The 21,620-nt window shown below is 51.0% G+C and carries 24 protein-coding genes, 1 pseudogene and 2 riboswitches; of the genes and pseudogenes, 16 read left to right on the top strand and 9 right to left on the bottom strand.

All coding sequences use genetic code 11. From position 1 onward, the window contains the following. Positions 1–175: 175 nt before the first annotated feature. A complete protein-coding gene (locus EDM52_RS11570) occupies positions 176–985 on the top strand; it encodes an alpha/beta hydrolase family protein (protein ID WP_122909132.1) in 810 nt (269 codons plus the stop codon). 193 nt (positions 986–1,178) lie between these two features. Here the strand turns inward: EDM52_RS11570 and EDM52_RS25665 are convergent. Continuing rightward, a pseudogene (locus tag EDM52_RS25665) lies at positions 1,179–1,248 on the bottom strand (arsenate reductase/protein-tyrosine-phosphatase family protein); the annotation flags it as partial. Positions 1,249–1,367: 119 nt separating this feature from the next. On the opposite strand from EDM52_RS25665, the gene atoS reads away from it, so the two are divergent. The 6 genes from atoS to EDM52_RS11605 all read left to right on the top strand — a co-directional run bounded on the left by atoS (position 1,368) and on the right by EDM52_RS11605 (position 8,033). Next, positions 1,368–3,182 (top strand): two-component system sensor histidine kinase AtoS, encoded by a 1,815-nt coding sequence (atoS, locus tag EDM52_RS11580; protein WP_122909133.1) that lies wholly within the window; start codon positions 1,368–1,370, stop codon positions 3,180–3,182. Further along, positions 3,182–4,591, top strand: a complete 1,410-nt coding sequence (locus EDM52_RS11585) for a sigma-54-dependent transcriptional regulator (RefSeq protein WP_122909134.1) — start codon at positions 3,182–3,184, stop codon at positions 4,589–4,591. Before atoS ends, EDM52_RS11585 begins: the two co-directional genes overlap by 1 nt. A 166-nt stretch (positions 4,592–4,757) precedes the next feature. After that, positions 4,758–6,083, top strand: coding sequence for a short-chain fatty acid transporter (locus EDM52_RS11590; RefSeq protein WP_122909135.1), 1,326 nt, complete (start codon positions 4,758–4,760; stop codon positions 6,081–6,083). A gap of 48 nt (positions 6,084–6,131) precedes the next feature. Continuing rightward, positions 6,132–6,235, top strand: a riboswitch (guanidine-I (ykkC/yxkD leader). A gap of 82 nt (positions 6,236–6,317) precedes the next feature. Next, positions 6,318–6,677: a DMT family transporter gene (locus EDM52_RS11595; protein ID WP_122909136.1), complete on the top strand. Its 360-nt coding sequence runs from the start codon at positions 6,318–6,320 to the stop codon at positions 6,675–6,677. Then, the gene (locus EDM52_RS11600; protein ID WP_122909137.1) at positions 6,674–6,988 is read left to right on the top strand and encodes a DMT family transporter; all 315 of its coding nucleotides are present in this window, start codon (positions 6,674–6,676) and stop codon (positions 6,986–6,988) included. Before EDM52_RS11595 ends, EDM52_RS11600 begins: the two co-directional genes overlap by 4 nt. Before the next feature lie 49 nt (positions 6,989–7,037). Continuing rightward, on the top strand, positions 7,038–8,033 hold the full coding sequence (locus EDM52_RS11605) for a cation diffusion facilitator family transporter (RefSeq protein ID WP_122909138.1): 996 nt from the start codon (positions 7,038–7,040) through the stop codon (positions 8,031–8,033). Positions 8,034–8,102: 69 nt separating this feature from the next. On the opposite strand, the gene EDM52_RS11610 is transcribed toward EDM52_RS11605, so the two are convergent. The 4 genes from EDM52_RS11610 to EDM52_RS11625 form a co-directional block, all read right to left on the bottom strand. Continuing rightward, positions 8,103–9,446, bottom strand: coding sequence for a hemolysin family protein (locus EDM52_RS11610; protein WP_122909139.1), 1,344 nt, complete (start codon positions 9,444–9,446; stop codon positions 8,103–8,105). Positions 9,447–9,721: 275 nt separating this feature from the next. Further along, positions 9,722–10,837, bottom strand: a complete 1,116-nt coding sequence (locus tag EDM52_RS11615; protein ID WP_122909140.1) for a site-2 protease family protein — start codon at positions 10,835–10,837, stop codon at positions 9,722–9,724. A 39-nt stretch (positions 10,838–10,876) separates the two neighbouring features. Then, positions 10,877–11,176, bottom strand: coding sequence for an iron-sulfur cluster biosynthesis family protein (locus EDM52_RS11620; protein ID WP_122909141.1), 300 nt, complete (start codon positions 11,174–11,176; stop codon positions 10,877–10,879). 95 nt (positions 11,177–11,271) lie between these two features. After that, the gene (locus EDM52_RS11625; protein WP_122909142.1) at positions 11,272–11,634 is read right to left on the bottom strand and encodes a DUF3905 domain-containing protein; all 363 of its coding nucleotides are present in this window, start codon (positions 11,632–11,634) and stop codon (positions 11,272–11,274) included. Positions 11,635–11,797: 163 nt separating this feature from the next. Here EDM52_RS11625 and EDM52_RS11630 point away from each other — a divergent pair, with 163 nt between their 5' ends. Next, complete coding sequence (locus EDM52_RS11630; protein WP_122909143.1) at positions 11,798–12,634, top strand: glycosyltransferase family A protein; 837 nt, start codon at positions 11,798–11,800, stop codon at positions 12,632–12,634. Between the two features lie 27 nt (positions 12,635–12,661). Here EDM52_RS11630 and sspK read toward each other — a convergent pair whose 3' ends face one another. After that, on the bottom strand, positions 12,662–12,793 hold the full coding sequence (gene sspK, locus EDM52_RS11635) for a small acid-soluble spore protein K (protein ID WP_122909144.1): 132 nt from the start codon (positions 12,791–12,793) through the stop codon (positions 12,662–12,664). A 135-nt stretch (positions 12,794–12,928) separates the two neighbouring features. On the opposite strand from sspK, the gene EDM52_RS11640 reads away from it, so the two are divergent. The 3 genes from EDM52_RS11640 to EDM52_RS24645 are packed head-to-tail and all read left to right on the top strand — an operon-like array spanning position 12,929 to position 13,577. Next, a complete protein-coding gene (locus tag EDM52_RS11640; protein WP_122909145.1) occupies positions 12,929–13,204 on the top strand; it encodes a DUF3886 domain-containing protein in 276 nt (91 codons plus the stop codon). Continuing rightward, entirely contained in the window at positions 13,204–13,359 is a 156-nt protein-coding gene (locus EDM52_RS24640; protein WP_183185000.1) for a hypothetical protein, read from the top strand. Before EDM52_RS11640 ends, EDM52_RS24640 begins: the two co-directional genes overlap by 1 nt. Before the next feature lie 50 nt (positions 13,360–13,409). Further along, on the top strand, positions 13,410–13,577 hold the full coding sequence (locus EDM52_RS24645) for a hypothetical protein (RefSeq protein WP_183185002.1): 168 nt from the start codon (positions 13,410–13,412) through the stop codon (positions 13,575–13,577). A 53-nt stretch (positions 13,578–13,630) separates the two neighbouring features. Here the strand turns inward: EDM52_RS24645 and EDM52_RS11645 are convergent, their stop codons facing one another. From EDM52_RS11645 to EDM52_RS11655, 3 genes are read right to left on the bottom strand one after another with little or no spacing between them, the layout of a single operon-like run. Continuing rightward, positions 13,631–14,824, bottom strand: a complete 1,194-nt coding sequence (locus EDM52_RS11645; protein ID WP_122909146.1) for an ABC transporter permease — start codon at positions 14,822–14,824, stop codon at positions 13,631–13,633. Then, complete coding sequence (locus tag EDM52_RS11650) at positions 14,821–15,540, bottom strand: ABC transporter ATP-binding protein (RefSeq protein ID WP_122909147.1); 720 nt, start codon at positions 15,538–15,540, stop codon at positions 14,821–14,823. Before EDM52_RS11650 ends, EDM52_RS11645 begins: the two co-directional genes overlap by 4 nt. A gap of 30 nt (positions 15,541–15,570) precedes the next feature. After that, on the bottom strand, positions 15,571–16,848 hold the full coding sequence (locus EDM52_RS11655) for an efflux RND transporter periplasmic adaptor subunit (protein ID WP_122909148.1): 1,278 nt from the start codon (positions 16,846–16,848) through the stop codon (positions 15,571–15,573). Positions 16,849–17,061: 213 nt separating this feature from the next. On the opposite strand from EDM52_RS11655, the gene EDM52_RS11660 reads away from it, so the two are divergent. The 5 genes from EDM52_RS11660 to EDM52_RS11680 all read left to right on the top strand — a co-directional run bounded on the left by EDM52_RS11660 (position 17,062) and on the right by EDM52_RS11680 (position 21,606). After that, positions 17,062–18,411, top strand: coding sequence for a glucose-6-phosphate isomerase (locus EDM52_RS11660; protein ID WP_122909149.1), 1,350 nt, complete (start codon positions 17,062–17,064; stop codon positions 18,409–18,411). Positions 18,412–18,469: 58 nt separating this feature from the next. Continuing rightward, complete coding sequence (locus EDM52_RS11665; protein WP_245996836.1) at positions 18,470–18,643, top strand: DNA-binding protein; 174 nt, start codon at positions 18,470–18,472, stop codon at positions 18,641–18,643. Positions 18,644–18,706: 63 nt separating this feature from the next. Beyond that, positions 18,707–18,821: riboswitch (TPP riboswitch) on the top strand. Positions 18,822–19,001: 180 nt separating this feature from the next. Next, a complete protein-coding gene (gene thiO, locus EDM52_RS11670) occupies positions 19,002–20,135 on the top strand; it encodes a glycine oxidase ThiO (RefSeq protein WP_122909151.1) in 1,134 nt (377 codons plus the stop codon). 90 nt (positions 20,136–20,225) lie between these two features. Next, entirely contained in the window at positions 20,226–21,053 is an 828-nt protein-coding gene (locus tag EDM52_RS11675; RefSeq protein ID WP_122909152.1) for a hypothetical protein, read from the top strand. 100 nt (positions 21,054–21,153) lie between these two features. After that, positions 21,154–21,606, top strand: coding sequence for a YugN family protein (locus EDM52_RS11680; RefSeq protein WP_245996808.1), 453 nt, complete (start codon positions 21,154–21,156; stop codon positions 21,604–21,606). The last annotated feature ends 14 nt before the right edge of the window (positions 21,607–21,620 follow it).

Raw genomic sequence — 21,620 nt, forward strand, 5'->3', positions numbered from 1 at the left:
TTGGACGCGGGTTTTCCTTTTTCGTGGAGCTGGGCAGGAATACCCCCAGCAGGAAGCTCAAGAGGGGCTTCTCTTTCTTTTGGGAACCTTGACAAAACGAATGAAAAGAGGAAATAATGATAAATAACAAGTAAATAACTCGGAATACTATATGATTAAAACAGAGGTGATTGTGATGGAACGGACGATTCACATCAAGAGCGGCGACATCACCTTGGCAGCGACACTCCATGAGCCAGATTTCATGGTGGCAAAAAAAGCTGGCAAGGTCCCGCTGGTCTTGATTTGCCACGGCTTTGTCGGCAGCCGGATCGGTGTAAACCGCCTTTTCGTCAAAGCCGCCCGGGAGCTGGTGGCGCATGATGTGGCTGTTCTGCGCTTTGACTACGGAGGCTGCGGAGAGAGCGAAGGAGAGTACGGAGCGGGAGGGTTGGACGTCCTGCTGCAGCAAACACGTGATGTCATCGAGTATGCTGTGTCTCTGGAGCACGTCGACACGAGCCGAATCCTATTGCTTGGGCATAGCCTGGGAGGAGCAGTTACGATGCTTGCTGCCAGCCAGGACCCGCGTATTCATTCCCTGGTCCTCTGGGCCGCAGTAGCAAGGCCTTTTGAGGATATCGCCCGGATCGTGGGCGAAAAGAGCTATCAGGAAGCACTGCAGACAGGCAGTACCGACTACCTCGGCTATTCGCTTCAAGCGCGCTTTTTCCAATCGATGAGCAGCCACAGCCCTCTGCGACAGGCTCAAAGGTTCGAGGGTGATATCCTGCTTTTGCATGGCAATCGCGATGACGTGATTGCGGTCGACGCCATGTTTCATTACGAGCGAGAGCTGCGACTGCGAAAAAGAGGCCGTTGTGAGACGGAAATCGTGGTAGGTGGGGACCATACCTTCTCGTCGGAGGACGGCTATCAGCGACTGATCAGCAGTACGGTTCACTGGATCAATCGGCAAGTGGGGCAACAGATCGTAGCGGTGTAGGTAGAAAAGGATCGGATACTGAAGAGAAAAGGGATAGCCAATGGGCTATCCCTTCTTAATTTGCTCCAGCAATCCCCGACAACCAGCCTCCACGAGATCGTAAACGTACTCGAATCTGCCTGTGTAATACGGATCTTCGACATTTCGCTCCGCAGCTTGGGGCGCAAAGTCGAGCAGGCGGAAAATCTTTTATGGCGAAAGACGGCTTCAGCCATCGGTGAGCGGCAAATATTGCCTAGACAGACGAAGAGTACATGTGTCATGCATGACTACTCCTTTCCGTTTCAGAGAGTTGGTTGATGCTATCAACCACTCGTGAGCTCTGTATGGTAGAATACCATAATAACATTTTTTCAGGCAGAAAAAGGTGAGGTGGACCTTATTGAAAACGTATCTATACCGCCTCCGTTTTGTCGTAACTGTGATCGCCGCGACGGTGCTCCCCATTTTGATCACGGGGATCGTCCTGCAAAAAGCGGCCGAGCAAGCATTATTGGAGGAAAAAAAGCAAAAGCTGACGGCGATCACCGAACAGATGGATTTTGCCCTCACACAAACGTATGCAGAAATGCTGGTGGAGATGGGGGGAGCAGAAGCTTCGCGCGATGAACAAATCCGCATGCTCAGCAGTAAACTGGAACCGCTTACAAATCGCATAGCCGCAGCTCACCCAGGTATCGGCGTAGGATATTATGCTGCCGAGCTGGATGCGATCGTGACCTATGGCCCCGGCACGGAAAGCCTGCATGTCGGCAAGTCCATTTCTGCAGACCACCCTGGACGAGAGGTCATGGAAACCCGCGAGCCAGCAGTCGTGATCGGGGAGCAGGTCAGGGGAAATATCATGAATGCAATGATTCCGATCATACGTGACAATCAGATGATCGGATATGTATGGGCGAATGAACTCATGTCCAACATCGACGTACAGTTGGCAGGAATGAGACAGAGTATTACGATCATTTTAGGAATTGGGTGCGTAGTTGCAGCCATCGTCAGCGGATTGCTGGTCCATCGACTGGAGGTCATCCTGGCGGAAATTAAATCCGGACTGAAGCGGCTTAGCTACGATCTGTCCTTTCGGATGAAGCGACTGGACGGGGAACCAGGAGAGATTACCGGAGCGATCAACAAGTTGGCAAAGGATCTTCAGGAAAGCCGCAGTCATACAGAAACCATGATGGACAGTATGGAAAACGGAGTCATCGCACTGGACCAGGAGGGGCACTTGACGGCCTGGAACGAATCGGCTACCCGCCTATTGGGTTTGCCAGCAGAAGTAAAGGGCAGGCAGTATGCGCAAGTCTTTACGGACAGTCCTCTGCTGTTGGAAATGATCGCATCTGCCTTGCAGGAAGCGAAAACCAATCATGATACAGAATGGTGGCATCCGCATCCTGAGCGTGGATTGCTTTGTCTCAATATCACGACGTCCATTTGGCGCGGTCCGCTGGATGAAGTGCTGGGTGTCATCATCATGATCGAAGACCGCACAGAATGGAAGCAGTTGGAATCCCGTCTGGCTCAGGCTGAGAGATTGGCGGTAATTGGCGAATGGGCAACCAGCATCGCGCATGAAGTGCGCAACCCGCTCACCTCGATCAAGGCGTTTACCCAAATCATCGAGGAGGATTTGCCGAGCGAGCATGACAGCCGGGAGTATACCGGAATCATCATGGAAGAGGTAGAACGCCTCAATCGCTTTGCGGACGAGCTGCTGTTGTTTTCTCGTCCATCTGAAGAAACACATGTAGCGGTCAATCTGGATCGGGTCATCCGCCATTCACTCAAGCTGACCGAACGCACTGCAGCCAACAAGGAAGTGTCGATCAAGCTCGATACAGGGTCAGAGCTGCCACAGGTGATGGCTTCACCGGAGCTGCTGAAGCAGGTCTTTCTCAACATCCTGCTCAATGCCCTGCAGGCAGTCCCGAATGGCGGTGCGGTACACTTGAAAACAGAACGGCAAGCGGACCACGTACGCATCCATATAAGCAACGAAGGCTCTGCGATTGCGAAAGAAAATCTGGATATGGTCTTCGAACCCTTTTTCACGACGAAATCATCTGGGACTGGATTGGGTCTGGCTATCTCTCAACGGATCGTACAAGCATACGGCGGTCACATCTATGTAGAGAACACTTCGGAAGGCGTCCGTTTTACTGTGGAATTGCCGGTGAGGAAAGAGGGAGAATGATGAAAAGACGTGTGTTGGTCGTAGATGATGAAGTCAATGTGCGCAAAGCCCTGTCGACGACCCTTCGCAAGATCGGCTATGAGACAGGGGAAGCCGCGAGTGGAGCAGAAGCCTTGGATAAGCTCGGGACCTTTCTTCCTGAAGTGATGCTGCTGGATTTGCGCATGCCGGAGTTGGATGGCATGGAGACCTTGCGCCGACTGATGCAAGGAACAGGAAGAAAGCCCAAGGTAGTCATGATGACCGCTTATGGCTCCGCGAGTGATGTGATGGAAGCAATACGCTTGGGGGCCTTTGATTATATTCAAAAACCGTTTGATCTGGCTGCGGTCAAACAAGTGGTGGCAAACGCACTCATGCACACTGAACCAGAAGAAGACGGCCAGAGTGTTCATTCCGATGAAGAAGCAGTGGAAAGCTCCGGTCTGATCGGACTCAGCGCTGCCATGCAACATGTGTACAAGCTCGTTGGAAAGGTGAGCATGTCCAAGGCTAATGTCTTAATAGAGGGTGAGAGCGGGACAGGCAAGGAGCTGATTGCCCGCGCCATTCACGCCAATAGCCCAAGAGCGGATCAACCCTTGATTCCGGTCAACTGTGGAGCCATACCGGAAAACCTGCTGGAGAGCGAGCTGTTTGGTTATGAGAAGGGCGCTTTTACAGGTGCGGTCGGACGCAAGCAGGGCATGTTTGAGCTGGCAGATGGGGGGACGCTTTTTCTGGATGAGGTGGGAGAGCTCAGCCCTTCCTTGCAGGTAAAGCTATTGCGCGTCCTGCAGGATCGCATCCTCGTCAGAGTAGGGGGAGTGGAGCAGATCCCGATTGACGTGAGAGTCATTGCGGCGACCAATCGCGACCTGCGCGAGCGGATACGCCAGGAGCTGTTTCGTGAGGATTTGTATTACCGGCTGAACGTCGTGCCGATTCACATGCCGCCGCTAAGGGAGCGAAAAGAGGATATTCCTTTGCTCATTCGCCATTTTCTCGCCAAGTACAGCAGAGAAGCGGGAAAGGAAGGACTGTATCTTGCACCCGCAACGACGGATCTGCTGATGGCGTATCACTGGCCAGGCAATGTACGTCAACTGGAGAACACGATCGAGCGAGCAGTTATCCTCGCCAGTGGACCCTCCATCCTGCCTGAGCATGTGCGTGGTCATTTGCAGGAGACCAATCATACGGAGAAAAAGGCTCCGTTGCAAGGGATTCGTTTTGAAGATCGAACGATGCGGGAGATTATCCAGGAAGTGGAGCGGGAGGCGATCGCACGTGCCTTGCGCAAGGAGCGGGGCAATAAGCTGCAAACGGCAAAGCGCCTGGGAATATCCAGACGGGCTCTGCTGTACAAAATCGAGATGTATGGCTTGGATACGGCAGAGGATGAACAAGACAAATCACCTTTCGAGTGAGTAAGTTGGTGTCATTGGTGTATAAAAAGTAGTCAGCCTTGATTGGGAGCGCGATGAAAGCGCATTCAATTATGTCGAATATGATACATTTTCAGCTTTGGCATACCTCTTGCAATTGCTAAAAAGCGAACGCAATCATTCGTTTTTTAGGAAAGGGGTATGTCTTTTGTTTAAAGTTTTAACCAGCGCATCTGTTAAAATGGTACAGCGTTATTTGCCAGATGCTTTCCTGTTCGCCGTCATCCTGACGTTCATCGTTTTCCTCGGAGGGATCTTCATCAATGGTAAGACACCGATGGAGATGGTCAACTTTTGGGGAAGCGGATTTTGGGGCTTGCTCGGCTTTACCATGCAAATGGTCTTAATCCTGATTACCGGACATACACTTGCAAGCACTGACATTTGCAAAAAAGGGCTTCGTTCCTTGGCAGGTCTCGCGAAAACGCCTGGTCAGGCCATTGTATTGGTTACGTTGATTTCCTGTATGGCGAACTGGATCAACTGGGGCTTTGGACTCGTGATCAGTGCGCTCTTGGCTCGTGAACTGGCAAATCAGGTGGCAAAGGTCGACTATCGTCTGCTGGTCGCAAGTGCATATGGAGGCTTTGTCGTCTGGCACGGTGGACTCGCAGGGTCAGTACCGTTGACGATTGCAACTGAAAAACATAGTATGCAAGACGTGATTGGTATCATCCCGACATCTGAGACGATGTTCTCTGTGATGAATCTGACGATCGTGATTGCGATTATGATTGCTTTGCCTATCGTGAACCGTTTGATGATGCCTGCCGAGAAGGATCGTATTGTTTTCCGTGGAGATGGGATCGCAGCTGAGGAAACAGCTGCAACAACGGAAGGCATGGACAGCGACAGCCCGGCAGCAAAGCTGGAGAACAGCCGAGTTCTCTCCATTCTAGTATCCGCCTTGGGTATCGTCTATTTGATTTCGTACTTTGCTGAAAAAGGCTTCCTGCTTAATCTGGACATCGTGATTATGGCGTTTTTGTTCCTCGGTATTCTCTTGCACGGTACGCCTCGCAAGTTTTTAAATGCAATGAATGAAGCTGTCAAGACGACGAGTGGAATTGTGGTTCAGTTCCCGTTTTACGCCGGGATTATCGGGATGATTACGGCTTCCGGACTTGCTGCTACCATGTCCCAATGGTTCATTAGCATTTCGACTCCAACTACATTCCCTTTGTTTACGTTCTGGAGTGCAGGTCTGCTGAACATCTTCATTCCATCAGGCGGCGGACAATGGGCGGTACAAGCACCGATTATGCTGCCAGTGGCAACAGAGCTGGGAGTATCCCATGCCAAAGTCGCGATGGCGATCGCTTGGGGCGATGCCTGGACCAACTTGATCCAGCCATTCTGGGCCTTGCCCGTACTGGCTTTGGCTGGTCTGGGAGCAAGAGACATCATGGGCTACTGTCTGATGATGCTGCTGGTTACAGGGGCCATTATCAGCCTGGGCTTCCTGGTATTCTAACTTTTCCCACATTCTTTTCAGATCAAAGAAGATGGTGTAGAATCAAATTATTGTGTTTTCTAGGGTTCCGCAGATATTTCGATCTGGTCAGGTCCAAGAGAAAACCCGCGGTCCACAGACCGTGTACACGGAGGGATAAAAGCCCGGGAGGATATCGATTTGATATTCTTTCCGGGCTTTTTTGTCCTTTTCATTTTGGGAATGATACGAAGGAGAGAGGAGTACGTTTAACGTATGAATAAGACATGGGTACTGGTAGTTGTGGCTGGTATTTTTGAAGTGATGTGGGTTGCGGGATTGAAGCACGCGGACAGCGTTCTGACGTGGACTTTGACTGCTATAGCCATTTTTATCAGCTTTGCCGTATTGATTTACGCGGGTAAAAAACTGCCAACCAGTACGGTGTATGCCGTATTCGTAGGTTTGGGAACGGCCGGGACTGTCATCAGCGAAATGCTGTTTTTCGGGGAGCCGTTTCGATTGAGCAAACTGGCACTTATTGCTGTATTGCTAGCCGGTATTATCGGATTGAAGCTGGTGACCCCTGATCAACCAAAAGAGGATGAGGCGAGAAGGGAGGGGAGAGCGTCATGACGTGGATTTCTCTCATTTTTGCCGGGCTGTTTGAGGTTGTGGGTGTAATGGGAATGACACTCGTCAATCAACAGCGCTCTGTACGTTCTTACCTGATCCTGGCAGGCGGATTTGGACTCAGCTTTGCACTCTTGTCCTACGCCATGACGGGAATCGCGATGGGAACCGCGTATGCCGTATGGACAGGAATTGGCACAGTGGGAAGTGCATGTGTAGGCATGCTTTTCTACGGAGAGTCAAAAGATAGAATGAGGCTGTTTTGCATCGCATTGATTGTAGTGTCTGTTATTGGTCTGAAGCTTCTCGGGTAAAAGGGTCAATCTGCTTCGTCATGGGGAATTGAAGGAGGAAGGGTACTGGATGGGGACACTGTGGGAAGCCCTGAAAAAGGGGAATACGTCATCAGCGACAGCAGCGATTGGAAATACCGGATTGGCAGTCGTTAAAGGTGTTGCAGCAGCCTTCAGCGGCAGCGGAGCAATGTTTGCTTCTGCGATGCACTCAGTCGCGGATGCGATCAACCAGGGTTTCGTGTTCTTTGGCAGTGTTCTGGGTGAGAAAAAGCCGACTCCGAGGTTTCCTACCGGATTTGGGCGGGTTATCAACCTGTTTTGCATGATTGCGGTCATCGTGGTAACTATCATGGCCTATGAGACCATTATAGAAGGCTTTCACCTGTTGAAGGTCCCTGCCGTGGCTACCCATTTCTGGCTGAACGCGTCGATCCTGGTATTGGCGATTGTCGTGGATGGCTATGTATTGATTAAAGCAATGAAAGAAATTATTCACGAGGCCCGAGTAGACGCCAAAGGATGGAACATCGTGCCCCTTTCCTTTCGCAATGTAGGACGTGCAGCTCCGCCTACTCGGCTGGTTTTTTATGAGGATCTGGTGGCAACGCTGGGGGCTGTTTTGGCTTTGGTTGCGGTTGTGTTGACACAGTTTACGAGCTTCACGATTTTTGACGGGATTGCGACCATTTTGATTGGCTTTCTGATGATTGGAGTCGCATTTCGCGTCGGTTACGACAACATGGTAGGATTGATCGGTGTGGCTGCGCCCAAGGAAGTGGAGACGCGCGTAGCACGGATCATTCTGGATGATCCGGACGTGACGGATATCAACCGTATGCGCATTGTCCAGGAAGGCCGTTTCTACCATGTGGAGAGCTATATTGAGCTGCGGCCGGGACTCCTGCTTTCTGTCGCAGACGATATCAAATTCCGCGTGCGCGACAGCCTGCTCAAAGATCAGGATATCAGTGATGTCACGCTCGGCATACTCGAGGACAACGGAATCATCGACTGGGAACCGGCTCCAACCCCAGATGCGTCTGGCCGTGAAAAAAGCCGCTGATGAAATCCACGAAATAAATACAACCCCCGCCGACCGACTGGTCAAGCGGGGGTTGTTTATTTAGCAGGATCATGAGACGGTAAGAAGCTCTTCCGTCATACCCTTTTCATCGGTATTGATACGAGTAATCAGTACGCGATTGACGCGGTGATTATCCATTTGTTTCACGGTAAAGAGATGGTTCTCTACTTCGATGGAAGCATCAACGGCGATCTCTTCCTCGAGCTGGCTGTACAACCAGCCACCGATCGTATCCACGTCTTCCGACTCCAGATCAAATGGCAGATAGTCATTCAGATCGGTCAGCATCATCATACCTGATACAGAGAAGCCATCTTCCAAAATTTCGATGTCCGGACGTTCATCCTCGTCGAATTCGTCCTGAATGTCTCCGACGATTTCCTCAAGAATGTCTTCCATCGTAACCAGACCAGCGGTACCGCCATACTCGTCAATGACAATGGCCATCTGCGTACGTTTTTTCTGCAGCAGACGCAGGACCGCACTGATTTCCATCGACTCAGGAACGGTTGTGATCGGACGGAGCAGTGTATCCAGCTCGACATGTCCATTTTCCAGTGCAGCCAGATAAAAATCGGTAGCATGGACAAAACCGATGATATTGTCTTTGTCTTCCTCCGCTACCGGCAGGCGCGAGTGCCGCTGGGTACGGATGATTTCCAGGTTTTCTTCAAAAGAATTGGTGGTGTACAGGCAGACGATGTCGATACGCGGAACCATGGTTTCCCGCACCAGCGTTTCCGAGAAGTCAAAGACTTGCTCCACCAATGCCAATTCGGTCTTGTCAATATGTCCGCTCTGGTGGCTTTGATTCACCAATATACGAATCTCTTCTTCCGTATGGGCCGCTTCGTGTTCGGAAAGAACTTCCAGACCCAGACGTTTCATCAGGGCATTCGCAGTTCCATTGAGGAACCAGATGGCCGGGAAAAGCAATTTATAGAAGAACATCAATGGCGCTGCAACCCACAACGAGGTCTCTTCCGCTTTCTGAATAGCCAAGGATTTTGGTGCAAGCTCGCCTAGAACAATGTGCAGAAACGTGATGATGGCAAAAGCGATACCGATCGAGATGGCAGAGATCAGGTATTCAGGAAGCCCTGATGAACCCAGTAAAGGCTCTACGATCATGTGGGCGATGGCCGGTTCCCCGACCCAACCCAAAGCCAGCGAGGATAAGGTGATCCCCACCTGACAAGCGGAAAGGTAGGCATCTAGCTGGTGTGTGACCTTTTGCGCATATTTCGCTCGTTTGTTCCCATCATTAACTAACTGCGTAAGGCGTGTTTGCCGCACCTTGACGAGTGAAAATTCGGCGGCAACGAAAAAGCCGTTCAGAAAGACAAGGAAAATCACTAGAAGCAGGTTGAGCACTATCGGGACGGTGTCCAAAGTACAGGTTCATCCTCTCTGGATTGTTTTTTAATGTACAACATGTAACGTTGTGACACTATGGAATGTTTAGAAAATACACCTTCCATCATACCCTTTTTCTCGAAATCCGACAAAACCTTAAAAACACGATTGAGGGCTTTAAAACCCCTTTTACTCAAGAAAAGAGACAGTCAGATGACCATTTCTCAGGTTTTTGCGCTCAGAGGAGGCCTCAGACGGTCAAATCGTCTGAAAATGGGGAAAATGATACCACCTGAGGCATTTCAAGCCTATTAACGATGTAAAATTTGCTGACTGTAGACGAAGAATACGGACAGAACTCCGGCCAAAGCCAGATAAGCAATCAGGACCTTCCACTTTGTGGATGCAGGGGCCACGTAGTAGGTCGTCAAGCGATGCATCTGCTCCTCTACTTCCTCCAGACGCTGACGAGCTACCTGCTCTCCTTCCAGCAGTACGGAGGAGGGAGCAGGGCGATTGGGATCACTGTCGATAAAGTGCACGGGCTCGCGCTCCCATTGCCGGAAGAGGTCAACCAGGCGATTTACATACACTTTGTCCAGTCGCTCCCGATCACGCGCAAAACGTTTATCATCCTGCAAAAACGGAATCAGGAAGCCTTTATTTGGCGGCAATTCTGCGTACCGGGCAGCCTCTTCCTGCAGATGCATTCTCTTGTCCCACGAAGATTCCAAGGAAGGCCACTGTACGATTTCCTGTAAAAAGTCGCGCAGCTTCTCTTTTTCATAGTGCAGCACCTGGTGCTGGTAGCCTTCGCGCAGACGGCTCCACCAGGTAATCAGCCCGATGACGAAGATGAAGACCATGAGTGGTCCAGGGGAAAAGAAAAGCATGGCTCCCAGACCGATCAGGCCGACCAGCCAGATCTTGGTGGACAGAACGGAGACGATGCGTCCACCGTCCAAAGGCGAAATCGGCATCAAATTGAACAGATTGAGCAGGGCACCGAGGTAGATGACCAATGCCCAAAAAGGGTCTTGCGTGTACCAGTAGAGCGGCAGGGCAGGCAAAAAGGAGATCAACCCGGCCAGAGGGCCTCCGTAGGCGAGATAGGCCTCCGTGCCGGCATCCCGTGGATGATCCTTCATAGAGATCAACGCTCCCGCAAAGGGGATAAAGATGGCTGGAGATGTGGCAATGCCTTTTCGCTTGGCAGCCACCAAATGGCCCATTTCATGCACGAAAATCAAGTACACGAGGGCAACTGCAAATTTCCACCCGTAGAACATCGCGTAAGCCCCAAGGCTGATAATCATCGACAAAAGCGTCGATCCAAACTTTGAAAACTTCAGTATACTTGCGATCCATTTTAGATTGGCCAGCAAAAAGGCGCCTATGGCCAAGAGGACGGAGCCTCGTTTTTTCATCAGGGTACCTCCTACTGTAATCGGTGCAAGAGAACAGCTTTAGCCTTCCAGGAGAGGATTGGAAAAGGAAAACCCGTACTCCCCATATAACGGATTGTAGCGAAGCTCACCGCCATCAAAGTACCAGAAGTCGGATGGGCGTATGACGAATCGCAATCCCTCTACTTCAAAAATGGCATCGTCCGCCATGTATTCGTCTTTCTCAATCGCATAGAACAGTCCGCCTGTCCCCGGCCCGCTCGTTCTGACATATAAGCGCAGCGTATCACCGGGCAGAAAACCGGCATAGCGCTGGTAAGCTGTGGAAAATGCGGGTTCTATCTCAAGCTTGATGCTCATGGACAAGCTCCTCTCATTTCTTTCCCTCCCATTGTACCATAAATCGAAAAAAGCCCATTCCGGGTGAGTGCGAATGGGCGGGTTATGCGGGTTCATTAATCCTTGCCTTTGCTGACATCAAATGTAGGGTGCATAAACCGTGCGCCCTTGATTCTTTTGTCCTCCAGAAGCTCCTGATTTTCATTGGAGTTCCAGCCGATGTCGTTGGTTGGGTGTACCCATTGGTCACCAGCCATCACGGAGGGGTCGGTCTCTGTACTCCATTGATTGAGCGGGGAATCGGCAGAGTCGTAAAAGCTGTCACCGATGATCACGCCAAACTCATTGACAAAAGGCTGCTGAATGGAACGCGTGGAGTTCTTGTAGTCAGGAGCGCTGATCTGATGGGGGATGGTCCCGTCAATCGAGATGTCCTCGACTTCTTTGCTCGCTTCGCCGTTTTGTATCCGCTCGTCCATATTCATCCTCCTATAACCACAGTTTGCTACTGCTATGTTGCGTCAAGCAGTCTCTCCTTATTCCTGCTGCGTGCACGATGTCCAGCAGCGCCCAGCCCAAAGAAAGGGTTGGTGCATACGCTACGGATATACGAGATTGTGAGTCAAGAAAAGGGGAGATCAGATGCTTGCCAGCGTCGTCATACCAACTAGAGATGTAGCTGATCAGCTCCTGTACACTTTGTTTAGTCTCAACCTGCAATTAACTTCATTCGAGCAATTTGAAGTGATCATAATAGACAATGCTTCTGCAGATGAAACACCGCAAAAAGTGGCACAGTTTGCCGCCAACTATCCACTTCGCTATGTTCGTTTTAAAAGGAGGCTGCCCTTTTACCGTCTGGTGAATGAAGGGATTGCACAAAGTCGTGGTCAGGTGATTATTTTTCTTGCCAGCAATTGCATGGTTCCACGGGAGTTTATCGGGACACATCATCAGGCGCATCATCACGACAGCCAGCTCGTATTGCTTGGGCTGGACAGCAAGCGGATCTATTCGGTCTACGATCCGCTTTTTAACGAACAGCAGCACGCGGAGTGCAGCATGTGGCTGGAGCAGTATCCGCAAATCAAAAGACCTCATTCTCCAGCGCGCAGGCTTCCTTTGCTGGAAGAAAATCAGATCGCCAGCGGACTGCCATTTCATCTCGGTCTACCTTGTCCGGATGCAGAAGCCCGTCTCGCTGTATGTCGGGCTTACGGTTCCAAGCTGGATGGACATCACGCTCCCTGGATGCTGTTTCAAACCCAGCATGTGTCCTTACGTCGGGAGGGCTTGCTGCGCCAGGGGCCATTCAAGGCATTGCCGCGTGTCGAGATGGAAAGGGAGATGGCCCGCAGGCTGTTAAGAAGCGGGTTTCACTTCCAGTTTGCCAACAAATTGACCTTACTTAAGCAAGAACGCGTCTTGGGGAATATCCCCTTTCGCAAAGCGTCGAAGAAAAACCGCCGAACCCCGTAACGGGGTGTATCGGCGGTTTACTTCCTATTAGCGGTTTTCTTTTAGGCGTTCTTGTGGTTCACTATTGATGGAGCCGTCAGAGCGGACAGCCTCCGACCGGGCTTTTGGCCCGCGGATTTCAGCCGTTTTTCCAAAGTCTTTCTCCTTGTTGCGTACCATATCTTCTCCTCCTCTTCGTTGAAGCTCTCGTTGTGACAGCAAGCGACCCTTACCTTGTCGCATGTCTGTAGTATGACCCAAAAGGCGGAGTAGAATGAGCGCGTTGCAATCTATACAGGAAAGGATTGATCTCTTATGGCGAAGAAACAAAAACGTCAGCCACAGCATACACACGCAGGGAAGGCTGAAGCAACAGACACGAAAAGTGGTTTGAATGTCAAAGATATTCTGGGCGAAGATGCGTTGAGTAAACTAAAGCAGCTGGAAAAAGATATGAAGGCAGAGAGCGAGCGCAAAGCGCAGGAAGCTGCTGAACAGAAGCGGCGTGAGCAGGAGGAACGCGAGCGCAACAAGAGCTTTGGCGAGCTGTTGGAAGAGTACGGGAAAAAGGGCGGAGGCAAGTTCAGCTGATGCGCGATGACGAGAGAAGACACGATGAACAACGTCCCGATACCTCTAAAAACGGCATGATGAAAAAACGGCAGCTTCAGGTCAAAGAAGAGCGTGTCAAGGAGCGGGGACGAGAGGTCTTGAACCGTTTAGGCAAAAAGGAAGAGAAGCAGTGATTTTTTTTCCTCCTTCCCCATATAGGTAAAGATAGGGAAGGGGGGAGATCATGGGGGTACTCCTGCTCCTGATCAGCCTCCTTTGCGTGTCGGTCGGTACATGGAGGTTGATTGGCATCTACAAGGCGGAGAAGACCGACAGCAAGCTGCTTTGGTGGACCGTAGCGAGCCTTGGAATTGCGCTTTTTTTTCTATTGAAGCTGATGACAGATACGTAGCCCATGTAAAAACATGCACCTGTAGCCGAAGCCGCAGGTGCATGTTTTCTTGTTTATTCGTAACGCAAGGCTTCGATCGGATCCAGCTTGGCTGCCTTGTTCGCCGGATAGAGGCCGAAGAAGATCCCGATCGCGCTGGAAAAGGCGAAGGCAATGATGACGCTGTTCCAGGAGAGCAGCGGAGGTAGATTGGCAAAATGGGCGATCAGGGCAGCGATACCGAGACCGAACAACACGCCGATCAATCCCCCGATCAGGCAGACGATCACGGATTCGATCAGGAACTGAATCAGGATATCTCCCCTTCGCGCGCCTAATGCCTTTCGAATCCCGATCTCTCTCGTCCGCTCCGTGACGGAGACGAGCATGATGTTCATGACGCCTACCCCGCCGACCACAAGCGAAATTCCCGCGATGACACTGAAGATCATCGTCAAAGTGCCTGTCAGTTGATTGAACTGATCGGCAGATTCCTGCATGGAGCGGGCCGTGTAGTGGTCTTTCTTTTGATGCTTGCGGCTGAGATATTGCTTTGCCTGCTGCATCGCGGGATCGACGGAAGCTTTATCGACGGCTGTCCCCATAAACATCTGGACATAAGGCTCTTCCTGCAGGCTTTGGGAATAGCGGATCGGCACGAAAGCTCCAAAGGTTTCAGCACCCATGTCAAATTTGAATTTTTCCTCTTTGTACGTTCCGATCACAACGAGAGAGTTATTTCCCATACGAACACGTTGGCCAATGGGATTCATCTGACCGAACAGCTTGGTGCCCAGTGCTTCCTCTAGTACGACCACCGCGCGCTGCTCTTTGTCATCCGCATGATTGAAAAAACGTCCCTTTGATAACTGGACTGTTGTCTGCAACATCGGAAGATATTCAGGTGTGGTAGCAACGAGGTTGACTCGTTCTACTTTTTTCGGTCCTTTCATCTCGACCGTACTCGGATTGTAAGGAACAATATATTCAATTGCGGGGCTAATCTTTGCCAGTATTTCTGCATCTTCGACCGTCAAATCGTCTGTGGAGTGTTCTTCCTTGGTATCCCAATTGATGAAGACGTTGAAGTTGTTTCGCCCGAACTTATCCATTTCCTCGTTGATCGCCTTCTGACCGCCTTCACCGAGTGTCGTGACGGCAATCACAGAAGTAATACCGATGATGATGCCTAGCATGGTCAGACTGGAGCGCATTTTGTTGGCCCAAATGCCTTCTACTGCTGTATAAAAGCTCTCCAAAAGATTCATGTGACAATCACCTCGTCTGACGGCGTAGCGAAAAGCCGCTCCGTAACCCGTTCATCCCGGATAATCACGCCGTCCTTGAATGTCACGATCCGTTCCGCGTGCTGGGCAATGTCCAATTCATGCGTAACCAGGATGATCGTAACACCTTGCGCGTGCAGCTCCTGAAACATCGCCATGATTTCGATGCCGGAGCGACTGTCCAGGTTGCCGGTAGGTTCGTCAGCCAGTAGAATGGCGGGGCGGTTCACCAGCGCTCTGGCAATGGCTACACGCTGCTTTTGTCCACCAGAGAGCTGTGTTGGCTTATGAAGCATGCGCTCTGCCAATCCCACTCGTTTGAGTGCTTCGGTGGCACGACTTCGACGCTCAGTCCTGCTGATATTGGCGTACATCATCGGCAGCTCCACATTGTGCAAGGAAGTGGAACGCGCCAAGAGATTAAAGGATTGAAAGACAAAGCCGATTTTTTGATTGCGGACATGAGCCAGTTGCTTGTCTTTCAGACTGCTTACTTCGATTCCGTCCAGCATGTAGGTTCCTGTGTCAGGACGATCCAGACAGCCCAGCATGTTCATGAATGTGGATTTTCCTGATCCGGATGGCCCCATGATGGCTACGAACTCGCCTTGTTCTACCAACAGGGAGACCCCTTTTAAAATAGGCAGCTCAGAATCGCCCGTCTTGTATGATTTCGTCAAGCCTTCTACGTGAAGCATCGTCGGCTGACCTCCTTTCTTGCGGAATGGCTACATGCCAGTCGGCGCTGCGCCACCATTCATCGGCAGGATGGATGCACCTTCTGACAGAGCATCCGTTTGACTCAGGATGATTTGCTCGTCACCAGACAACCCATTCTTGATATGGGAGAACAGTTCATTTTCCATCCCTGTCTCAACTTCTTGCTTTTTTGCGATTCCATTGGAAGCAACCCAGACAAATGTACTTCCATTTTCATCCTGTTGAATGGCTTCGATCGGTACCTGCAGGGCATCATCGATTTTTTCTACCGAAATATTGATGTCTACATGAAAGCCTGGCTTAAGTGCGGATAGCTCGCCGGTTGGCTTGAGCATCACTTTGACGCGTGTCTTTTCACCCTGACCAGAACTGCTTTGGGTCGTCGTTGCGATGGGGGAGATACGTGCCACTTCGGCATCCAGCTTTTGTTTACCCAACGTGATGCCTTCGATCGTTGCGTTTTGCCCCAGCTTTAGCTTGTTGACATCTGATTCATTAATGTCAGCCTGGATCAGCAGGTTGTCGAGATTGGCGAGCGTCAGGAGTTCCGTCCCTTTGTTGACGTATTGTCCGTTGTCAGCCGCAACTGCGATGACCGTTCCATCCGCTGGAGCGATGACGACGCTTTGGACACGTTCCTTCTCCAGCTGTCCTCTTTCGACCTGAAGCTTGTTGATTTGCGCTTGATGAGAGGCAATCTCTTCCTTGCGAGGTCCCTTTTGTTTGAGAGCAAGCTGCTGCTTGGCTACATTGAGAGAGGACAGGTTGGAGTCTAGCTGGGATTTGGCTTTGTCCAGCTCCTGCTGCGTGGAGGCGCCTGATGCAAACAATTGATTCATGCGGTCGTATTCTTTTTTGGCTGTATCGTAATCGCGTTGGGCTTGTAAGACGCGTTCTTGCTCCTGAGCTAGTTCTTCTGGTTCATTACCAGTTTGCGCTTTGGCCATATTGGCTTGAGCAAGACCGATTTGCGCTTCTAAGTCAAGAATTTTGCTGTCTACATCAGAGGTATCGATTTTCGCAATAACCTGTCCTTTTTGTACCTTGTCACCTTCCTTGACTACAAACTCACGCAAGATTCCGGTGACATTGGCATACTGTTTCTGCTTGTCCTCCACTATGACGGTGCCAGAGGTGAGAATTTTGCTTTCCAGAGCGGATTTGCTTGGCGTTGCGATCTGGACGGGCATTCCCATGGCCTGCTGTGATCCCATCATATTCATCCCGACTGTCCCCACACCCAGGAGGACGACGACGGATCCGATAATCCACCAACGTTTTTTCATGATCAATCTCCTTGTTTCTTGTTTCATAGTGAAAATACAACATTCCCAAAGCTCAAATGATTCTACGACAGAATTGTAAATAAGTTACACTTTTCTTTAGATCATTCGCGACTCTCTCGCTTTTTGTCATGTTTTGACGGAAAGTACTTTACGGGCAATTTGCATGATAAAATAGGGAGTAATGACGTTCCTTGGAGGGGAGTCTTGAGTTAGATGATTCACTTTGATTATTCCCATGCACGTTCATTCATTCCAGCGGATGAAATGAAGCAGCTCGCCCAGCCTGTCTTCCGTGCTCATGAAATGCTGCACAAAAAAACAGGACCTGGCAATGATTTTTTGGGCTGGGTAGATTGGCCGATGACGTATGATGTGGCTGAGTTTGATCGGATCAAACAGGCGGCAGCACGGATTCAGGCTCACTCCGATGTGCTTTTGGTTATTGGGATTGGAGGTTCTTATCTAGGGACAAAAGCAGCACTTGATTTTCTCAATCACAGCTTTTACAATCTGCTTCCCGCGTCTAAGCGCAACACGCCTGAGATTCATTTTGTAGGCAATAATATAAGTCCGGTCTACCTTGCGCATTTAACCGATGTGTTGGAAGGAAAACGTGTCTCCATTAACGTCATATCAAAATCGGGAACAACGGTTGAGCCTGCTATTGCTTTTCGACTCTTCCGAGATTGGCTAGAACAAAAGATAGGCAGAGAAGCAGCAAGAGAGAGGATCTATGTGACCACAGACAAATCTCGCGGTGCATTGCGAAAGCTGGCCGACGAGGAAGGCTACGAGACCTTTGTCATTCCTGACGATATTGGCGGACGGTATTCTGTTTTGACACCTGTTGGACTTTTGCCCATAGCAGTAAGCGGAATAGATATTGATGCGTTGATGCAGGGTGCGCTCGATGCCCGAATGGAATATTTGGTACCAGATATCCAGGAGAATGTATGCTACCAGTACGCAGCAACCCGAAATCTTTTGTACAACAATGGAAAGCAAGTCGAGCTGATGGTCAGTTACGAACCGCGCTTCCGTTCTTTTGCTGAGTGGTGGAAGCAGTTGTTTGGCGAGTCAGAGGGCAAGGAAGGCAAGGGGATTTTCCCTGCACTGGCTGAATTTTCCGCAGACCTGCACTCGATGGGGCAATACATACAAGACGGGCAGCGTTTGCTGTTTGAGACGGTCATCACAGTGAAAAGCCCCGCCCTAGATGTGAATATTCAGCCTGATGTGGCTGATTCCGACGGCCTTAACTTCCTGGCGGGAAAAAGCATGGATTACGTCAATAAAAAAGCGTACGAGGGCACCATGCTCGCACACGTAGATGGAGGAGTCCCCAACCTGATCGTCGAGATTCCAGAGGCCACGGCTTATCATCTGGGCAGTCTTTTCTACTTTTTCGAGAAGGCATGCGGCATCAGCGGTTATTTGCTCGGTGTGAATCCGTTTGACCAGCCGGGAGTGGAGGCGTATAAAGCAAACATGCTGGCCTTGCTCGGCAAACCGGGATACGAGCTTCAAAAAGCAGAACTGGAAGTGAGACTACGTGCAAAATAAGACGTACCTGTCGATTGCGGAGACAGCTGTTTATTTAGAACTGCCCGAGTCTTTCATCATGGAAAAGATCAGGGAAGGGCGAATTCGCGCCGTTCACAATGGACAGGAGTATCTGATCAACAAGGATCAATTTCAGCATCATCTGGATGAGATGAAGAAGCTGCGGGAGTGGGAAGAAATCCAGCGTCACGAGCCTATCCCGGAAAGCTACGATGTGAAGGATGAAGATTAACTCGCTGCATGTACTTGTCAGGCAGCCTTCTAGAGGACTATACTGTTGAAAACGACATAAGAAACAGGCAACTTGGGGAGTCCTACACGCTGGGCTGAGAGGACGGTAGCTAGACCGTCGACCCATAGCACCTGATCCGGATCATGCCGGCGAAGGGATATGGTTGCGAGCGAACAACGTGTAAGATTTCATATGTATGCGGTTGAGCCCACCTTTTCCTGTCCGGAAAGGGTGGGTTTTTATTTGTTACGAAAGAGCTGTAGCCCACTCTATAGCGCGTAAGGTCGAGGTTTTCTTAGGTCAGAACCGCCGGGAAACAAGATGGATAGGAACCGGGTGGGTAAAGGAGAGAAATAGGATGAGCAATTGTCTGGTAGTTGGTGGTGGAATCATCGGTCTAAGTCTGGCCTATGAATTGGCGCGGCGGGGATTGTCCGTCACGGTCGTGGAGCAGGGAGAATGGGGAGGGCAGGCGTCATCTGCCGCGGCAGGGATGCTGGCTCCCTTAAAGGAATTCAGCTCTACAGGACCGCTGCTTGATCTGGGGATGGACTCCTTGGCGCTGTATCCACAATGGGCCAAGGAGCTGGAGGCATACACGGCTGGAGACGTTCAGTTGAGCCTGGATGGTCTGCTCACGGTTGCACTGAATGAACGGGAAGAAGAAACACTGAAGGCCAAATACAAGTGGCAGCGCGAAGCCGGGTATGACGTCCAGTGGTTAATGGGAAAAGAATTGCAGGAAGTCGAACCGCTCCTGACAAACCTGGCGACTGCAGCCATCTATTCATCGAAAGAGGGACATATCAACAATCGCATGCTGCTGCGAGCACTGGTCACAGCGTGTCAACAGATGGGGGTAGTGCTGCACGCGGGGTGTGTCGTCAGCAGGCTTGCGCATACAGCTGGACGTGTTGTAGGAGTCGATACGACTTCAGGTCCGATTCGTGCAGATCATACGATTGTTTGCTCCGGAGCATGGGCAGGCATCATGCTGGAGATGGTGGGCGTGTCCATTCCGGTTCGGCCCGTGCGCGGACAGATCGCCGCGGTTTCCTCAGTCGGAATTCCACTGCGAACCGTTATTTTCGGTACATCCGGCTACCTGACTCCGAAGAAGGATGGAAGAATCGTGATCGGGGCGACAGAGGATGAGAGCGGCTTTCAGCGTGAAGTGACGCTCGCGGGATTGGCCAGCATCTTGCAAGGTGTGATGCCATACGTACCCGCCTTGCACGCAGCAACCTTCCTGGAAGCATGGGGTGGACTTCGTCCTGCAACGGCTGACGGCAAACCGCTCCTGGGAGAGGTTCCGGGCTGGGATGGCCTCTCGCTCGCAGGGGGACATTTCCGCAACGGTATTCTGCTTTCGCCTATTACGGCCAAACGGATGGCAGATTGGATTGAAAAAGGACAAAAAGAGCCGCTCTCGCCTTTCTTGCCAGAGCGATTCTTGAACGCAGACGAACCTAGCCGCTTGATCAATCGATAAAATGGGCTAGTATCACGGCCACAAAAAGTACACCTCCCCTTGGGCTCCTGTATATGGTAATAAAGAAACACCAGAAGGGGAGGAGTTTCCATGCAGTCTGATAAAAGCCTGTACCAGGCAGATGTGCAAATGGTCAGCCTGATAAAGGATATGCGTCAATCGGTGCACGATATTTGTCAGGAACATGCTGAGAAAAAAGTGCGCATCGAAGCGCTTGATGGTCAAGTATTCGAAGGCGTGATCGTCGATTACGACGAGAACAACGTATACATTGAAGTAGAAGACGAGGAAGTCGTGTATGAGTATGAGGACGATTATGAGGAGCAATTGCCTTACCAGCCGGTAGCGACTCATGTCTCCTATGGCGGGGATTGGGGCAGTCCTTTCCAGCCCTATGGAGGAGGATATAACCCTTATCAAGGCTTTGGACCTTATGGCGGATATTCTCCGTATTCAGGCTTTGGGCCTTACGGTGACGAGAATCCCTATGGCTACACGCCCAATCCGTATATGGGAGGCTATCCTCAGGGAAGCGCCAACAGGCCGAGCAAACTGAGTCCCTTCGGCGGAAAGAATGCTCCTTCCAGTCAGGTGAGTCCGTTCGCGGGCAAGAATGCTCCTTCTGGGCAGGTAAGTCCTTTCGCTGGAAAAGGTGCAGTCAGTCCAAGCTCGGAATCTCCTTATCAGGGGCTCAGTCCTTATTCCTTTCCACCCCCATTCCCAGGGCCATTCCCACCACCACCACCGCCTGGCTGCTTCTTCTGCCCGCCGCCACCACCACCGTTTCCGCCACCACCACCGCCGCCACCCATAGGGCCGGTTGTCATCCCTCCAAGGAAACGGCGCAGACGCCGCCGCTGTGGCCGCAAGATTATACCTCTCGCTTTATTTACTTTGCTCTCGATCGTGCTCATTTAACGAGCACGGCTCCAAAACAGCCTAAGCCCAATTTCGCATTGGTCTGGTGGCTGTTTTTTTGCGTAGGAGGAGAATTGTTCGAAACGAAGGAGTACTCCCTTTGCTTTTGGCACACACTACCACGAAGAATGGAGAAAGGCAGGGATGGCTGATGAAAGAGATCCAGAACAGCAGCTTGCCAGGGACTCGGGGAACGTTTGGCTACATTCGGGAAACGCTAGAACCCGATTTTACCTTGGCAAACTGGGATTATGAGCACGGTTATTTCGACTGCATGCTGGATGAGCAGGGAATGGTGTATCTGCGCTTGCCGGTCAAGGTTTTGCAAGGTGAGCTGGACAGCCCTGATGCATGGCTAGAGATGGGCACACCGTTCGTCCTCAAGCACGTATATCAAACAGGGGTGGAAGAAGATATCGGCTATTACGAGCCTGTCGTCTCAGCGGTGATGAACCAGTTTCAAGAGCCGGTAGATAAGGACGGCGAGGTCGAGGACAGATGGATCAGGCAGGCCGAGCAGAGGGTAAGGCAATTGGAAGCCATATTTGAATAGCATGACGAGCCTGG

It is taken from the genome of Brevibacillus invocatus (assembly GCF_003710915.1).
GTDB classification, from domain to species: Bacteria; Bacillota; Bacilli; order Brevibacillales; family Brevibacillaceae; genus Brevibacillus; species Brevibacillus invocatus.

Coding starts and splice junctions, on each gene's coding strand:
- EDM52_RS11570 (WP_122909132.1), top strand. CDS start 176: ATGGAACGGACGATTCACATCAAGAGCGGCGACATCACCTTGGCAGCG.
- EDM52_RS11585 (WP_122909134.1), top strand. CDS start 3,182: ATGAAAAGACGTGTGTTGGTCGTAGATGATGAAGTCAATGTGCGCAAA.
- EDM52_RS11595 (WP_122909136.1), top strand. CDS start 6,318: ATGAATAAGACATGGGTACTGGTAGTTGTGGCTGGTATTTTTGAAGTG.
- EDM52_RS11600 (WP_122909137.1), top strand. CDS start 6,674: ATGACGTGGATTTCTCTCATTTTTGCCGGGCTGTTTGAGGTTGTGGGT.
- EDM52_RS11605 (WP_122909138.1), top strand. CDS start 7,038: ATGGGGACACTGTGGGAAGCCCTGAAAAAGGGGAATACGTCATCAGCG.
- EDM52_RS11615 (WP_122909140.1), bottom strand. CDS start 10,837: ATGAAAAAACGAGGCTCCGTCCTCTTGGCCATAGGCGCCTTTTTGCTG.
- EDM52_RS11620 (WP_122909141.1), bottom strand. CDS start 11,176: ATGAGCATCAAGCTTGAGATAGAACCCGCATTTTCCACAGCTTACCAG.
- EDM52_RS11625 (WP_122909142.1), bottom strand. CDS start 11,634: ATGGACGAGCGGATACAAAACGGCGAAGCGAGCAAAGAAGTCGAGGAC.
- EDM52_RS11630 (WP_122909143.1), top strand. CDS start 11,798: ATGCTTGCCAGCGTCGTCATACCAACTAGAGATGTAGCTGATCAGCTC.
- sspK (WP_122909144.1), bottom strand. CDS start 12,793: ATGGTACGCAACAAGGAGAAAGACTTTGGAAAAACGGCTGAAATCCGC.
- EDM52_RS11640 (WP_122909145.1), top strand. CDS start 12,929: ATGGCGAAGAAACAAAAACGTCAGCCACAGCATACACACGCAGGGAAG.
- EDM52_RS24640 (WP_183185000.1), top strand. CDS start 13,204: ATGCGCGATGACGAGAGAAGACACGATGAACAACGTCCCGATACCTCT.
- EDM52_RS24645 (WP_183185002.1), top strand. CDS start 13,410: ATGGGGGTACTCCTGCTCCTGATCAGCCTCCTTTGCGTGTCGGTCGGT.
- EDM52_RS11645 (WP_122909146.1), bottom strand. CDS start 14,824: ATGAATCTTTTGGAGAGCTTTTATACAGCAGTAGAAGGCATTTGGGCC.
- EDM52_RS11650 (WP_122909147.1), bottom strand. CDS start 15,540: ATGCTTCACGTAGAAGGCTTGACGAAATCATACAAGACGGGCGATTCT.
- EDM52_RS11655 (WP_122909148.1), bottom strand. CDS start 16,848: ATGAAAAAACGTTGGTGGATTATCGGATCCGTCGTCGTCCTCCTGGGT.
- EDM52_RS11660 (WP_122909149.1), top strand. CDS start 17,062: ATGATTCACTTTGATTATTCCCATGCACGTTCATTCATTCCAGCGGAT.
- EDM52_RS11665 (WP_245996836.1), top strand. CDS start 18,470: ATGGAAAAGATCAGGGAAGGGCGAATTCGCGCCGTTCACAATGGACAG.
- thiO (WP_122909151.1), top strand. CDS start 19,002: ATGAGCAATTGTCTGGTAGTTGGTGGTGGAATCATCGGTCTAAGTCTG.
- EDM52_RS11675 (WP_122909152.1), top strand. CDS start 20,226: ATGCAGTCTGATAAAAGCCTGTACCAGGCAGATGTGCAAATGGTCAGC.